8 protein-coding genes and 1 pseudogene are annotated in these 14,596 nt (G+C 67.7%); 3 read left to right on the plus strand and 6 right to left on the minus strand.

Features of this window, described 5'->3' with window-relative positions:
- Positions 1-27 precede the first annotated feature (27 nt).
- From FSV73_RS26035 to FSV73_RS04155, 5 genes and pseudogenes are all read right to left on the minus strand, one after another.
- Positions 28-735 carry a methyl-accepting chemotaxis protein gene (locus FSV73_RS26035; RefSeq protein ID WP_437179264.1) on the minus strand — a complete coding sequence of 236 codons (708 nt, stop codon included), beginning with the start codon at positions 733-735 and terminating at the stop codon, positions 28-30.
- A 153-nt stretch (positions 736-888) separates the two neighbouring features.
- A pseudogene (locus FSV73_RS26040) lies at positions 889-2,028 on the minus strand (cache domain-containing protein); the annotation flags it as partial.
- Positions 2,029-2,224: 196 nt separating this feature from the next.
- Positions 2,225-2,974, minus strand: a complete 750-nt coding sequence (locus FSV73_RS04145; RefSeq protein ID WP_145004349.1) for a carbon-nitrogen hydrolase family protein — start codon at positions 2,972-2,974, stop codon at positions 2,225-2,227.
- A gap of 916 nt (positions 2,975-3,890) precedes the next feature.
- Positions 3,891-6,176 carry a beta-glucosidase BglX gene (bglX, locus tag FSV73_RS04150; protein ID WP_145004352.1) on the minus strand — a complete coding sequence of 762 codons (2,286 nt, stop codon included), beginning with the start codon at positions 6,174-6,176 and terminating at the stop codon, positions 3,891-3,893.
- 148 nt (positions 6,177-6,324) lie between these two features.
- Positions 6,325-7,602 (minus strand): glucarate dehydratase family protein, encoded by a 1,278-nt coding sequence (locus tag FSV73_RS04155; protein WP_145004355.1) that lies wholly within the window; start codon positions 7,600-7,602, stop codon positions 6,325-6,327.
- 180 nt (positions 7,603-7,782) lie between these two features.
- Between FSV73_RS04155 and FSV73_RS04160 the strand changes: the two genes are divergently transcribed.
- Positions 7,783-9,444, plus strand: a complete 1,662-nt coding sequence (locus FSV73_RS04160) for a VRR-NUC domain-containing protein (RefSeq protein ID WP_145004359.1) — start codon at positions 7,783-7,785, stop codon at positions 9,442-9,444.
- Positions 9,441-11,714: an ATP-dependent DNA helicase gene (locus FSV73_RS04165; RefSeq protein WP_145004362.1), complete on the plus strand. Its 2,274-nt coding sequence runs from the start codon at positions 9,441-9,443 to the stop codon at positions 11,712-11,714. The genes FSV73_RS04160 and FSV73_RS04165 overlap by 4 nt, the downstream gene beginning before the upstream one ends.
- A gap of 381 nt (positions 11,715-12,095) precedes the next feature.
- Here FSV73_RS04165 and FSV73_RS04170 read toward each other — a convergent pair whose 3' ends face one another.
- On the minus strand, positions 12,096-12,479 hold the full coding sequence (locus tag FSV73_RS04170) for a glyoxalase superfamily protein (RefSeq protein WP_145004365.1): 384 nt from the start codon (positions 12,477-12,479) through the stop codon (positions 12,096-12,098).
- A 241-nt stretch (positions 12,480-12,720) separates the two neighbouring features.
- Between FSV73_RS04170 and FSV73_RS04175 the strand changes: the two genes are divergently transcribed.
- Positions 12,721-14,355, plus strand: a complete 1,635-nt coding sequence (locus FSV73_RS04175; protein ID WP_145004368.1) for a glucan biosynthesis protein D — start codon at positions 12,721-12,723, stop codon at positions 14,353-14,355.
- Positions 14,356-14,596: the final 241 nt, after the last annotated feature.

Below are 14,596 nucleotides of genomic sequence, written 5' to 3' on the forward strand. Positions count from 1 at the left end.
GGGCATCGCGCCCGGCCAAGGCCGCCGTCACTTCACCCGGAAGCGCCGGATCACGGCGACCAGCTGCTCGTTGGACGACTGCACCGCGGCGGTACTCTCGGCGGTGCGCTGGCCACTGGTGACCAGGTCGTCGACGATGTGGCGCACGGCGACCATGTTCTGGTTGATCTCGCCGGACACCACGCTCTGTTCCTCGGCGGCCGCGGCGATCTGGGTCGACAGGTCGCTGATGCGCACCACCGAGCCACTCATCTCGTCCAGGCCGGCGGTGACCTCGCGGGTCTTCTCGGCGGTGCTCTGGCAACTGGCCTTGGTGACTTCCATGGCTGCCACCGCGGAGCTCACCCCCTGCTGCAGCCGGCTGAGCATCTCGTTGATCTCGGCGGTACTCTGCTGGGTGCGACCGGCCAGGGCGCGGACCTCGTCGGCGACCACCGCGAAACCACGACCCTGCTCGCCGGCACGGGCCGCCTCGATGGCCGCGTTGAGCGCCAGCAGGTTGGTCTGGCCGGCGATCTCGCCGATGACGCCGAGCACGTCGTTGATGCGCTGGGCGTCGCCCTGCATGGCCTGCACCTTGAGGGTGGCGTCTTCCACCCGGTCGACCAGCGCCAGGACGCTGGTGGACGCCTGCTGCACCACCGCGCGGGAGCGCTCGGCCTGGCCATTGGCGGCCTGGGTGAGGGCGGCGGTGTCGCTGGCGCTGCGCGCCACGGAATCGGAGGTGGCGCTCATCTCGGTGATGGCGGTCACCGCCTGGTCGGTCTCGCTGGCGTGCCGGGCGAGGATGGCGCCGTTCTGCTGGGCCTGGCCGTGCAGTTGCCTTAGGCCGGCGTCGATGCGGTCGGTGGCGTCGCCCACCTCGCCGATCAGCCGCTGCAGGTAGGCGATGAAGCCGTTGACGGCGCCGGCCACGGCGTCCACTTCGTCCTTGCCGCGCACCGGGATCCGCCGGGTCAGGTCGGCGTCGCCGGCGGAGAGCGATTCGATATTGCGCTGCAGCATGCCCAGGCGACCCATCAACTTGCCGAGCGCCAGCATCATCACCGCTACCAGCAGCAGCACCAGCGGCAGCTGGATCGCCGCCAGGGTCTTGAGGATGCCGGTGTTGGTGGCCTGCAGCAGCGCGGTGGGCAGCGCGGTGGCCAGCAGCCAGGGCGTGCCGGCCAGCGGTCGCAGGAAGAAGGTATGCGGGGTGCCGTGCTCGTCGACATAGGTGTCCCGTACCAGGGCATCGCCCTGCCGCTTGCCGAGACTCTGCTGGATGGCGGCGACGAAGGGCGAGCGCTCGGTGTAGGCGGAGAGGTTGGTGAGGATCTGCGAATCGCCCAGCTCGCTAAGATTGCTGAGGATCTTGCCATCGGCTTCGACGATCATCATGTCGGTGTCGTCGAGCTCCTTGCGCAGCGCCTCGACCAGCGGATTGAAGAAGCCCAGGGTGAGGTCGATGGTGGAGACGCCGAAGGCCTTGCCGTCGCGTTGGATGGCCATGGCGCAGTTGGTGCGTGGCTCGGCGCTGGCGGCGTCCTTGTAGGCGGCGGCCCAGACGCACTGGCCAGCCGGGGCCTTGAGGCCGGCCTGGAACCACGGCTGCTCCCAGTAGTTGAGCGACTCGGGGGAGTTCCAGTGGGTATTGACGATCAATTTGCCGCCGGCATCGCGGTGGTAGAAGGTGCTGAATTTGTCGCGGCCTGGCTCGCGCTGGTTGGGCAGCGGCCAGATGCCGCCGCCGAACACCTTGGCGTCGCCGTACTGGTCCACCAGGCCGGGCAGTACCCGGTCGATGGCGGCACTGTCGAGCAGCGGCACGGTCTGGGTGATGGAGCGCTGCTGCGCCTGGATCTGATTGAGTTCGCGGTAGATGCGGGTGCCGACCTCGTTGACCCGGGTGAGGACGGCGGATTCGCCGGCGGCGACCAGGTCGGGGGTGACCCAGAGACGTATCCCGATGACGGTGGCGGCGAGCGTCGCGCCGATGAAACCGAGGAAGATCAGGGTATAGCGGGTCCGAACGGTGTTCAGGGCCATGGTGTCGCTCCTGCGGGTACAGCGTCTTCCACGCTGCGAGAGGCATCCTTACCGTCTTGTTGGAATGAGGATGTTAGTGCCTTATCGGCGTCTGACGTGTGACCTTTAGTCGCAGGTCCGGTGGGATACCAAGGTCTGGCTCGGGTCATGGAATGACCGGCTGTCCCGCGTACCACCGGCACCCTGGCGGCGTCGATCAGCTCCGCACCGGCAGGCACTCGCCGTGCCAGTCTCCTTCCTCCAGGCGAGCCACCACCAGCCAGTGGCCGTCTCCGGGGGCGGCGACCAGGCACTGGCCATCCGCCCGCCAGCAGGCGCTGCGACCGACGCAGGCATAGCCGCCGGTCGGCCCGCCATGGTTGGCCATCAGCACCGGCATGGCCAGCCGCCGTGCATGCCCTGCCAACTGGGCGCTGTCGGCGGGATAACCCGTCGCGCCGATCACCGCCGAGACCAGGTAGAGGTCGGCACCCCGGGCACGGGCGGCGTCGGCGTGGGCCGGGTGATTGCTGTCGGCGCAGATGGCCAGGGCGCCGCGCAGGCCACCGAGCTCCAGCAGGTCACCGCCGCTACCCGGTACGAAGGGCGGGGATTCACCCGGGTGCAGGTATTCCTTGGTGTGAATCCGGCAGCTGCCGTCGGCGGTGATGATCAGGGCGCCGATCTGCAGACCCGCCGTGCCTTGGACCGGCGCCCCGACCACGGCGGTGAGCCCGGCCGCGCGACAGGCCTCGCGCAGCGCCAGCACTCGGACGTCGCCGGGCTCCAGGGTGAGCTCCGCGGCCAGGGTCGGCTCATAGCCGGTCAGCGAGAGCTCGGGAAACAGCAGCAGCTCCACCTTGGCGGCGGCTGCCGCGGCGATGAAGTCGAGATGGGTACGCAGGTTGGTGGCGAGATCGCCGGGTACCGAGGTGGACTGGGCGGCGGCGAGGGTGAGGCTGGGCATGGTGTTTTCCCGGGTCAGGCTTCCTGATCCGACCCTCCCTCAGGACGACCGCAGGCGTCAAGGCATGCCTGGTGCCGGTACGTTCCACGGCGATGCCTGAGGAGCGAGGGAAAAGCGGTGAAGGCGAGGCGGGCTGCCGGTAGGTACGTATCCCTCACCCCAGCCCTCTCCCGGAGGGAGAGGGGGTAAAAGCAGGAGTCCTGATACCTGCTGCCGTCGGTAGCGTGGAAAACCGCGCAGCGTTTTCCACTGCAGTCCTGGAGCGGCGAGGGAGGAGAGGTGAAGGCGAGGGGCCGATAGTAGGTACGCATCCCTTACCCCAACCCTCTCCCGGAGGGAGAGGGGGTAAAGGCAGGACGCGTGACTTTAGCTGCCATCGGTAGCGTGGAAAACCGCGCAGCGTTTTCCACTGCAGTCCTGAAGCGGCGAGGGAAGAGAAGTGAAGGCGAGGGGCCGATGGTAGATACCATCCCTCACCCCAGCCCTCGCCCGGAGGGAGAGGGGGTAAAGGCAGGAGGCCTGATACCCGCTGCCGCCCGTAGCGTGGAAAACCGCGCAGCGTTTTCTACTGTAGTCCTGGAGCGGCGAGGGAGGAGAGATGAAGGCGAGGGACTACCGACAGGTACGTATCCCTCACCCCAGCCCTCTCCCGGAGGGAGAGGGGGTAAAGGCAGGAGGCCTGACACCAACTGCCGCCAGTAGCGTGGAAAACCGCGCAGCGTTTTCCACTGCAGTCCTGGAGCGGCGGAGGAGGAGAGGTGAAGGCGAGGGGCCGACGGTAGATACCATCCCTCACCCCAGCGCTCTCCCGGAGGGAGAGGGGGAATCGGAGGTGCGAAGAGAGAGGAGGGAGCATCAAGGTCCGCGCCTTTACCCCCTCTCCCCCTGGGAGAGGGTTGGGGTGAGGGCAGACCTGCTACAGCAGCGTGAAACTGCCTTCCCGCACCCGCTCCGAGTCCAGGCCGACCATCACCTTGAACTCACCCGGCTCCGAGACCAGCTTGAGGTCGTTGTTGTAGAAGCGCAGGTCCGTCTCAGTGATGGGGAATTCCAGCTCGCGGCTCTCGCCGGGTTGCAACATCACCTTCTGGAAGCCCTTGAGCTCCTTGACCGGGCGCGCCAGGGAGGCGGTCACGTCGTGCAGGTAGAGCTGCACCACGGTGGCGCCGGCGCGGCTGCCGGTGTTCTTGACCGTGACCCTGGCGGTGAGGGTATCGCCCTTCTTCAAGGTGGCGCTGGACAGCTGTGGCGCCGAGACGTCGAAGGTGGTGTAGCTCAGGCCGTAGCCGAAGGGGTAGAGCGGGCCGTTGACGATGTCGAAGTAGCGCGAGGTGTACTTGTTCGGCTTTGCCGCGTCGAACGGCCGGCCGCTGCTCAGGTGGTTGTAGTACAGCGGCACCTGACCGACTTCGCGGGGAAAGGTCATGGTCAGCTTGCCGGAGGGATTGTGGTCGCCGAACAGCACATCGGCCACGGCGTTGCCGCCTTCGGTGCCAGGGAACCAGGCTTCCAGCAGGGCGTTGGCCTGCTCCTGTTCCCATTCCAGGGCCAGCGGCCGGCCGTTCATCAAGACCAGCACCAGCGGCTTGCCGGTGGCCTTGAGCGCCTTGATCAGGTCGCGCTGGGTATCGGGCACGCTGATGCGGGCGCGGCTGGAGGCCTCGTGGGCCATGCCCTGGGATTCGCCGACCACGGCTACCACCACGTCGGCCTGGCGCGCGGCGGCCACGGCCTCGGCGATCAGCTCGGCCGGGCGCCGCTCGTCCACGGCCACCGAGGGTTCGTAGGAGTTGAGATAGGCCAGCACATCACGGTCGGCCAGCAGGTTGGCGCCCTTGGCGTAGAGCACCTTGCCCTGGCCGGCCACGGCGTTTTCCAGCCCGCGGCGGATGGAGACGGCCTGGGCGGCCACGCCGGCGGCCGACCAGTTGCCCATGACGTCGCGCGGGCTGTCGGCCAGCGGGCCGACCACCGCCAGGGTGGCGCCCTTGCGCAGCGGCAGCACGGCCTTCTCGTTCTTCAGCAGCACCAGGCTCTCGCGCGCCACCTGGCGCGCCTCGGCGCGGTGCAGACGGGATTCGGCGTTGGTGTCGACCGGGTCCTGGCCCTGCAGGCGACGATAGGGATCGTCGAACAGGCCCAGGCGGTACTTGGTCAGCAGCATGTCGCGCACGGCCTGGTCGATCTCGGCCTGGGTGACCTTGCCGGCGGCCAGCAGGGCGGGCAGCTGCTTGCCGTAGACGTCGTCGTGCATGTTCAGCTCGACGCCGGCCTTGAGCGCCTGCTCGGCGGCGTCGCGGGTGTCCTTGGCCACGCCGTGCAGCACCAGCTCGTTGATGGCGCCGTGGTCACTGATCAGCAGGCCTTTGTAATTCCAGTCCTTGCGCAGCAGATCCTGCAGCAGCCAGCGATTGGCCGTGGCCGGGACGCCGTTGATGCTGTTCAGCGCCACCATCACCGCGCCGGCACCGGCCTCGGCGGCGGCGCGATAGGGCGGCAGGTAGTCCTGCATCAGCCGTTGCGGACTCATGTCGACGTTGCTGTAGTCGCGCCCGGCTTCCACGGCGCCGTAGCCACCGAAGTGCTTGATGCTGGCCATGAGGCTGTCGGGCGCGCGCAGGTCGTCGCCCTGATAGGCGCGCACCAGGGTGGCGCCGATGCGCGAGGTCAGCCAGGTGTCCTCGCCGAAGGTTTCCGAGGCACGGCCCCAGCGTGGTTCGCGGGTGACGTCGACGGTGGGCGAAAAGGTCAGGTCGAGACCATCGGCCGCCGCTTCCAGGGCGGAGATGCGCCCGCTGGTGGCGATGGCGTCGAGATTCCAGGTGCTGGCCAGGCCCAGGTTGATCGGGAAGATGGTGCGCATGCCGTGGATGACGTCATAGGCGTAGAACAGCGGGATCTTCAGCCGGCTATGGGCGACCTGGTCCTGCATCTGGCGGATGTCGGGACGGGTCACGGTGTTGAACATGGCGCCCACCTTGCCGGCGCGGATGTCCGCCATGATGGCTTCCTTGGGATTGTCCGGCCCCACGCTCACCAGGTTGAGCTGGCCGATCTTTTCTTCCAGGGTCATCTTCGCCAGCAGGGCGTCGACATAGGCGCGCGCTTCCGGCGCGTCGAACGGCTGGGCGGCGGCGAGGCTGGCGCTGACGGCCAGTCCCAGGCCGAGCATGAGTGCGGTGAGGCGTGGTGCGTTCGACATCTTCCCCGATTCCCTGTGCGGACTTTCTCGTTGTTCTTGGGCACGGCTGTGCCGCGCCGATTGTACAACCGGGACGCGGGGAAACGGAGCCGTTGACGGCCGGCGGCAAGGCCGGTCGTCAGGGGCGCGAAGCGGGTGGGGATCTTCGCTAGAAACGCGGCTTGCGGGTCTGCCAGTCCGGCTGGTACTTGCGCATCTGGCGCACGTCGTCGCGGCTGCGGATGTCGATGGCGAGGAATTGCTGGTGCAGCTTGGCGAGTTGGTCCTGGTCCAGCTCCACGCCCAGGCCGGGCGCATCGGTGATCGCCACGCAGCCATTGCGGATCGGCAGCTTGCCGCCTTGGATGACCTCTTCGTCCGCTTCCTGCCACGGATAGTGGGTGTCGCAGGCATAGGCCAGGTTGGGTACCGCGGCAGCCACATGGGTCATGGCCATGAGGCTGATGCCCAGGTGCGAGTTGGAGTGCATGGACACGCCCAGGCCGAAGGTATCGCACAGCCGCGCCAGGATCTGGGTGTCCCGGAGGCCGCCCCAGTAGTGGTGGTCGGCCAGCACGATCTGCACGCTGTTCTGCGCTACGCTGCGGCGGAATTCGTCGAAATCGGTGACCACCATGTTGGTGGCCAGGGGTATGCCGGTGCGCCGGTGCAGTTCGGCCATGCCGTCCAGGCCCGGGGTCGGATCCTCGTAGTACTGCAGATCGTCCTTCAGCACCTCGGCGATGCGCAGGGACGTCTCCAGCGACCAGTTGCCGTTGGGATCGATACGCAGCGGCGCTTCCGGGAAGGCCTGGCGCAGGGCCTTGATGCAGGCCGCCTCGAGATCCGGGCCGAGCAGGGTGCCGGCCTTGAGCTTGATGCTCTGGAAGCCGTTCTCCTCGATCATCCGCGCCGCCTGGGCCACCAGCTGTTCGGGGCTGATGGCCTCGCCCCAGCGATCGGGCTTGTAGGGCGCATCGATATGCTCGGCGTACTTGAGGAACAGGTAGGCGCTGAAGGGCACCTCGCGGCGCACCGCCCCGCCGAGCAGTTTGACCAGGGGAATCCCCAGGGAGCGCGCCTGCAGATCGAGGAAGGCCACCTCGAAGGCGGAATAGGCATTGGCCACCTGCTTGCTCGGATGGGAGCCGGGCGCCAGCTCGGCACCGGCCACCACCCCGTCGGCGAGGCTGGCGACGGTCGCCACCACCCGGGCGCGCAGGCCGTTGAGGTCCCAGGCGGACAGACCGACCAGGCTGCTTTCCATGGCCTTCAACACGGCCAGCACCGGGGCGTCGCCGTAGCTTTCGCCCAGACCGACGTGGCCGTTGTCGCCCTCCACCTCGATGATGGATCTCAGCGCATAGGGTTCGTGGATGCCACTGGCGTTGAGCAGCGGGGCATCGCGAAAGGCGATGGGGGTGACGGTAATGCGTTTGATCTTCACGCTCAGACTCCTGGACTTGTAGTTGTGCTGGTCTTTGTCAGTCATCGTATGACTAGTGGCCGGGATCTTCAACCGAAGAAGTGCCATGGCCCCGGCGGCATGACCACATATCGCATCGGGGTTGCCCGCTCCGGTCGGGGCTGGATAAATAGCCAGCCGCCATCCTATTCGCACCTTCGCATGAAAGCTCCGCTCGAAGATCCCCTCTACTATCTGCACAACTTCCAGCGGGTACTGGACTGGGTCGCCCTGCGCTATTCCGATCTGCTCGACGACCGCGAGCAAGGCTTCATCGCCGCCTTCGCCGAGCTGCCGCAATCCTCGCGGGCTCTGCTGGTGCGCCTGGTGATGCGCAAGGGCGAGGTGTTCCGCGCCAGCAAGCTGGTCTATGCCGAGATCGGCTGCCCCCGCGCCGCAGCGAGCCCGCTGGTGGAGCAGGGCTGGCTGCTGGACGATCCCGAATTGCACCTGATCGAACTCTTCGCCCTGTTGCGCAAGGAAGAGCTGCTCGGCTGTTTCGGCGCCCGGCTGCCCAAGGCCGGGCGTAAGGAAGACTGGCTGGCGCGGCTGGAGGCCGAGCAGGCCACGCCCCTGGCCTTCAGCGGCTGGACCGGTACGGTGCCCGAGTTGGTGGCGGAGGGCGTCTGGCGGCTGACGCTGATGGACCTCTGCGACCGCCTGCGCCTGCTGTTCTTCGGCAACCTGCACCAGGACTGGACCGACTTCGTGTTGGCCGACCTGGGCATCTTCCAGTACGAGACGGTGGCCTTCAGCGCCGAATCCCGCGCCTTTGGCCAGCGGCACGAGGTGGATGCCTACATTCACATCCAGCGCTGCCGGCAGGCCCTGCGCGATGGCCTGCCGGCCGCCGAGTTGCTGCCGTTGCTGCCCGCCGAGCGCTTCGCCAACACCTGGCTGGAATTGCGCCGCGGCAAGCTGCTGCATGAGCTGGCGCAGCACCACGAGCGCCTGGGCGAACTGGCCCAGGCGCAAGCCCTCTACGCCGCCTCGGCGCACCCGGAGTCGCGTATCCGCGCCCTGCGCATGCTCGAACGGCTGGAGGATTGGCCCGCCGCCCAGGCGCTGGCGGAAGCCATCGTCGCCGCCCCGGCCCATGACGCCGAGCGCCAGCAGGTGGCGCGCATCCTACCGCGGCTGGTGCGCAAGCAGGGCGGCCCGCCCAACAAGCGCCGCCCGGCCAGCCCGGTGGAGCGCCTCGATTTCGAACTGGTCAACGACGGTCTGCGCCGGGTCGAGTGGCTGGTGCGCGAGCACCTGGGCCGCGACGAGGCGCCGGTGCACTACGTGGAAAACACCCTGCTCACCAGCCTGTTCGGCCTGCTGTGCTGGGACGCCATCTTCCTCGCCATCCCCGGCGCCTTCTTCCACCCCTATCAGCGCGAACCAGCCGACCTGCGCCTGCCGGGCTTTCGCGAGCGCCGCGCCGCGGCCTTCGCCGCCTGCCTGGCGCGACTCGACGATGGCTCCTACCCCGCGGTGATCCGCGAGCGCTTCGCCGCCAAGCGCGGCCTGGCCTCGCCCTTCGTCGCCTGGGGCATCCTCGGCAGCGACCTGCTCGACCAGGCCCTGGCCTGCCTGCCGGCGCAGCACCTGCGGCTGTGCTTCGAACGGCTGCTGGAAGACCCGGACAACAACCGCACCGGCCTGCCCGACCTGATCCAGTTCTGGCCGGCGGAAGGGCGCTACCGGATGATCGAGGTCAAGGGACCGGGGGATCGCCTGCAGGACAACCAGCGCCGCTGGCTGGACTTCTTCGCCGCCCATGCCATCCCGGTCAGTGTCTGCCACGTGCAGTGGCAGGTGGCCGCGACCTCCGCATGAGCTATCGCATCGCCGTTCGCGCCCTCTGCGAATTCACTGCCAAGGCCGGCGACCTGGACCTCAGGTTCACCCCGTCGCCCACCGCCCTGGAAGGCATCGAGGGCCACCAGCGGGTGGCGGCGCGGCGTGGTCCCGACTACGAGCGCGAGGTCAGCCTGCAGGGCGACTTCGAGGACCTGCAGGTGCGCGGTCGCGCCGATGGCTTCGACGCCGCGGCCCGGCGCCTGGAAGAGGTCAAGACCCACAGGGGCAGTCTGGAACGCCAGCCGGGCAATCACCGCCACCTGCACTGGGCGCAGGCCAAGGTCTATGGGCACCTGCTGTGCCAGAGCCGTGGGCTGTCGGAGCTGACCCTGGCGCTGGTCTATTTCGATATCGGCACGGGCGCCGAGACCGTCTTCGCCGAAGAGTGGACGGCGGCGGACCTGGCCACGCATTTCGAACTCCAGTGCTCGCGCTTTCTCGCCTGGGCACGCCAGGAGCTGGCCCATCGCGCCGCGCGGGATGGGGCGTTGGCAACCCTGGCCTTTCCGCATCCCGACTTCCGTCACGGCCAGCGGCCCCTGGCGGAAGCCGTCTACAAGGCTGCCAGCGTCGGTTGCTGCCTCTTGGCCCAGGCGCCCACCGGCATCGGCAAGACCGTGGGAACCCTGTTCCCCTTGCTCAAGGCCATGCCGCGGCAGCAGCTGGACCGGCTGTTCTTCCTGGCCGCCAAGACCCCCGGTCGCGCCCTGGCGCTGCATGGCCTGGAAACCCTGGCCGCGCCGGTGCGGGTGCTGGAACTGGTGGCGCGGGATAAGGCCTGCGAGCACCCGGAGTTGGCCTGCCATGGCGAATCCTGTCCGCTGGCGCGCGGCTTCTATGATCGCCTGCCGGCGGCCCGCGCCGCCGCCCTGGCCGAGCCTGCCCAGTTGACCCGGGCGCGGGTGCGGGAGACGGCCCTGGCCCATGAGGTCTGCCCCTACTACCTGGCCCAGGAATTGGCGCGCTGGAGCGACGTGGTGGTGGGTGACTACAACTACTATTTCGATGGCAGCGCCATGCTCCACGCCCTGGCCCAGACCCAGGAATGGCGAGTCGGGGTGCTGGTGGACGAGGCCCACAACCTGCTCGACCGCGCCCGTGGCATGTATAGCGCCAGTCTCGACCAGCGTCGTCTGGCGGCGGGCAAGGCCGTGGCGCCGCCGGCCATCGCCAAGGCTTTGCAAGCGCTCAATCGCGAGTGGAATCGCCTGCACAAGGAGCAACAGGTCGACTACCAGGTGCAGCCGGAATTGCCCGCGGCTTTCCTCACCGCCCTGCAACGGGTGGTGGGGCTGCTCACCGAGCACTTCGGCGAACCCGGTAAGCCACCGGCCCCCGAGTTGCAGACGCTGTTCTTCGACCTGCTGCAGTTCATGCGCCTGGGTGAGACCTTTGGCGATCACTCGCTGTTCGACGTCACCCTGCTCAAGGGTCGCGGCAAGGCGCAGTCGCAACTCAATCTGCGCAACCTGGTGCCGGCGCCCTTCGTCGGTCCGCGGCTGGCGGCGGCGCATAGTTGCACCCTGTTCTCGGCCACCCTGATTCCCCAGCATTTCCACCGCGATCTGCTCGGGGTGCCGGCCGGGAGCGCCTGGGTCGACGTCGCCTCGCCCTTCGCCGCCGAGCAGCTGGAGGTGCGCCTGGTGCGGCTCTCCACCCGCTACGCCGACCGCGCCGCCTCGCGCGCGCCCATCGCCGCCCTGATCGCCAGTCGCTATCGCCAGCGACCGGGCAACTACCTGGCCTTCTTCAGCAGCTTCGACTACCTCGACCAGGTGGCCGAGGCGCTGGCCGAGCTGGCGCCCGAGGTGCCCCAGTGGCGCCAATCCCGCGGCATGGACGAAGCCGCCCGCCAGGCCTTTCTCGAGTGCTTCCAGGCCGACGGCCGCGGCATCGGCTTCGCCGTGCTCGGCGGGAGCTTTGGCGAAGGCATCGACCTGCCGGGCGATCGCCTGATCGGCGCCTTCGTCGCCACCCTGGGCCTGCCCCAGCTCAATCCGGTCAATGAGCAGTTGCGCCAGCGCCTGCAGCGGCGCTTTGGCGACGGCTATCGCTACGCCTATTTCTATCCAGGCCTGCAGAAGGTCATCCAGGCCGCCGGCCGAGTGATCCGCACCGTGCAGGACCGCGGCTGCCTCTACCTCATCGACGACAGATTCACCCAACCCGAGGTCAGGGCATTGTTGCCAACCTGGTGGCAGGTGGAGGAGGGTGCGGTGCCCCTGTTGGAGCCGTTGCCGGCCTGAAGCTGTTGGGCTTCGCTGCGCTCAACCCAACCTACGAAGGAGACGGTGACCTTGTGCGGTCCCTTCCCCTCACCCCAACCCTCTCCCCGAGGGAGAGGGGGCAGAGCGGCTGGGGGAGTGACGCCCAGCGTCGGGTGGAAAACCGCGCAGCGTTTTCCACGGAGTGTGCCTGCCCCGATAGACAAGTCCATCCAGGGTATCCCGTAGGTTGGGCTGAGACAGCTCCACCGTCGAAGCCCAACAACGCGGCATCGAGCGGTCCCTTCCCCTCACCCCAACCCTCTCCCCAAGGGAGAGGGGCGGAGTGGCAGGGGCTTTGTTTCGTAGGTTGGGCTGAGACGGCTCCACCGTCGAAGCCCAACGAAGCGGGTCCGCGCCGTACTAACCCGCCACCTTTTCCTCACAGAACCTCAGCCGATTGCCAAAGGGATCGGCGATCTCCATCACCAGGCCCCAGGGCAGTTCCTGGATACCTGGCCGGGCGAAGCCGTAGTTCCTGGCCAGGAGTTCGGCCTGGAAGGCGCGGATACCAGTCATCCGTACGAAGACCGTCGAGCCCGGGCAGGCGTCGCCGTGGTGGCCGGAGAGGTGCAGGCGCAGGCCGGCGCGCTCGACTTCGGCGTAGAGCGGCAGCCCCGGCGCGAAGCGATGCTCCCAGACCAGGCGGAAACCCAGGAAGCCGCAATAGAATTCGCGCGCCTTTTCGTCATCGAAGATGCGCAGGATGGGGCTGGGTGGCCCGAAGGCGATGGCGGTGTCGGACATGGACGGCGTTCCAGGGCGCAAGCGGTATGGTCGGCAAGGGATCATGATGCGCCTTTGGCGCTGTCCGGTAACCCGAACTGTGAACCGGAAAGCTTTGGTAACCCCTCTGGCAGGCCAGAGCGTGCGCTGGGCTGCAGTTCACCGGTGCGATGGCGAACCTATCCGGGTATCGTGCATTCTTTTTCCTCTCTGGCGGTTCGGCTGGGCCGAATCTTTCATCCTTAGTGACCAAGGTTGATCCATGCAGCGTAGACACCTGCTCAAAGCGTCCCTGGCCCTGGCGGCCTACACCGGCATTCCCTCCACCGGGCTGTTCGCCCTCCAGGCCTTCGCCAATCCGGCCAACGGCGACGGCCAGGCCTTCGATTTCGACTGGCTCAAGCAGCATGCCAAGGAGCTGGCCGGCCAGGCCTACCAGCCCACCGCCCAGAAACTGCCCGACACCCTGGCGAACATGACGCCGCAGCAGTTCAACGCCATCGGCTACGATGCCCAGCATTCGCTCTGGCACGATCTCAAGGGCCAGCTGGACGTGCAGTTCTTCCACGTCGGCATGGGCTTCAAGACGCCGGTGCGCATGTATTCGGTGGACCCCAAGACCAACGAGGCCAAGGAAGTCCACTTCCGCCCCGAGCTGTTCAACTACAACGACAGCGGCGTCGACAAGAGCCAGCTGAAGGGCGACCTGGGCTTCGCCGGCTTCAAGCTGTTCAAGGCGCCGCACCTGGCCCAGTACGACATCGTCTCCTTCCTCGGCGCCAGCTACTTCCGCGCGGTGGACAAGACCCGCCAGTACGGCCTCTCGGCCCGCGGCCTGGCCATCGACACCTATGCCGAGCGGCCCGAGGAATTCCCCGACTTCACCAAGTTCTGGTTCGTCACCCCGAACAAGAACAGCACCCGCTTCGTGGTCTATGCGCTGCTGGATTCGCCCAGCGCCACCGGCGCCTATCGCTTCGACATCGACTGCCTGAACGACCGGGTGGTGATGGACGTGGACGCCAACGTCAATGCCCGTCGCGACATCAAGCAACTGGGCATCGCGCCCATGACCAGCATGTTCGGTTGTGGTACCCACGAGCGCCAGACCTGCAACACCTACCACCCGCAGATCCACGACTCGGATCGCCTGGCCATGTGGAAGGGCAACGGCGAGTGGATCTGCCGGCCGCTGAACAATCCGCCCAAGCTGCAGTTCAACGCCTTCAAGGACGACAGCCCCAAGGGCTTCGGCCTGGTGCAGACCGACCACGAGTTCGAGAGCTACCAGGACGTCATGGTCCGCTACGACCGCCGGCCGAGCCTCTGGGTCGAGCCCACCTCCGCCTGGGGCGAGGGTGCCATCCAGTTGCTGGAGATCCCCACCACCGGCGAGACCCTGGACAACATCGTGGCCTTCTGGGCACCGGCCGAGACCATCACCGCCGGCAAGTCGCTGCACTATGGCTACAAGCTGCACTGGAGCGCGCTGCCGCCGGTGAGCACGCCGCTGGCACGGGTCTATGCCACCCGCTCTGGCATCGGCGGCTTCCCCGAAGGCTGGGCGCCCGGTGAACACTGGCCCAAGGTCTGGGCGCGGCGTTTCGCCATCGACTTCAATGGTGGCGGCCTGTCGTTCCTGCCCGAGGGCACCGGCATCGAGCCGGTGGTCACCGTCACCGACGGCAAGGTGCAGGATTTCCACGTGCTCAAGATCGACGAGATCGGCGGCTACCGGGTGATCTTCGACTGGTACCCCACCAGCGACAAGGCCGATCCGGTGCAGATGCGCGCCTTCATCCGCACCCAGGACCGCGCCCTGAGCGAGACCTGGCTGTACCAGTACTTCCCGCCGGCGGCCGACCAGCGCCGCTATCCGGACTGGAAACAGTCCTAACGGCGGCACGCGAAAGCCGCTGCGCCTCGCCGGGTGCAGCGGCTTTTTCATGCCTGGCGTGGGCCGGCCGCCGCCAGCACCACCTGGTTGCGGCTACCCCGCTAGGGGGCCAAGCGGGGTGGCCGTGGGCGAGGGCGAAGTCGGTACCCGGCGCATTGAGGCTGAGACGAAAGCTGACGGTACCCGGCGCCGGGCCCGTGGCGTCGGTGGCGATGCGCTGGCGCAGCCGCTCCTGCTCGCT

Source organism: Pseudomonas oryzihabitans, from assembly GCF_007665395.1.
Taxonomy (GTDB): domain Bacteria; phylum Pseudomonadota; class Gammaproteobacteria; order Pseudomonadales; family Pseudomonadaceae; genus Chryseomonas; species Chryseomonas psychrotolerans_C.

Excerpts from the sequence above, each read along its gene's own strand:
- FSV73_RS26035 (WP_437179264.1), bottom strand. The coding sequence starts at position 735 with ATGAGCGCCACCTCCGATTCCGTGGCGCGCAGCGCCAGCGACACCGCC.
- FSV73_RS04145 (WP_145004349.1), bottom strand. The coding sequence starts at position 2,974 with ATGCCCAGCCTCACCCTCGCCGCCGCCCAGTCCACCTCGGTACCCGGC.
- bglX (WP_145004352.1), bottom strand. The coding sequence starts at position 6,176 with ATGTCGAACGCACCACGCCTCACCGCACTCATGCTCGGCCTGGGACTG.
- FSV73_RS04160 (WP_145004359.1), top strand. The coding sequence starts at position 7,783 with ATGAAAGCTCCGCTCGAAGATCCCCTCTACTATCTGCACAACTTCCAG.
- FSV73_RS04165 (WP_145004362.1), top strand. The coding sequence starts at position 9,441 with ATGAGCTATCGCATCGCCGTTCGCGCCCTCTGCGAATTCACTGCCAAG.
- FSV73_RS04170 (WP_145004365.1), bottom strand. The coding sequence starts at position 12,479 with ATGTCCGACACCGCCATCGCCTTCGGGCCACCCAGCCCCATCCTGCGC.
- FSV73_RS04175 (WP_145004368.1), top strand. The coding sequence starts at position 12,721 with ATGCAGCGTAGACACCTGCTCAAAGCGTCCCTGGCCCTGGCGGCCTAC.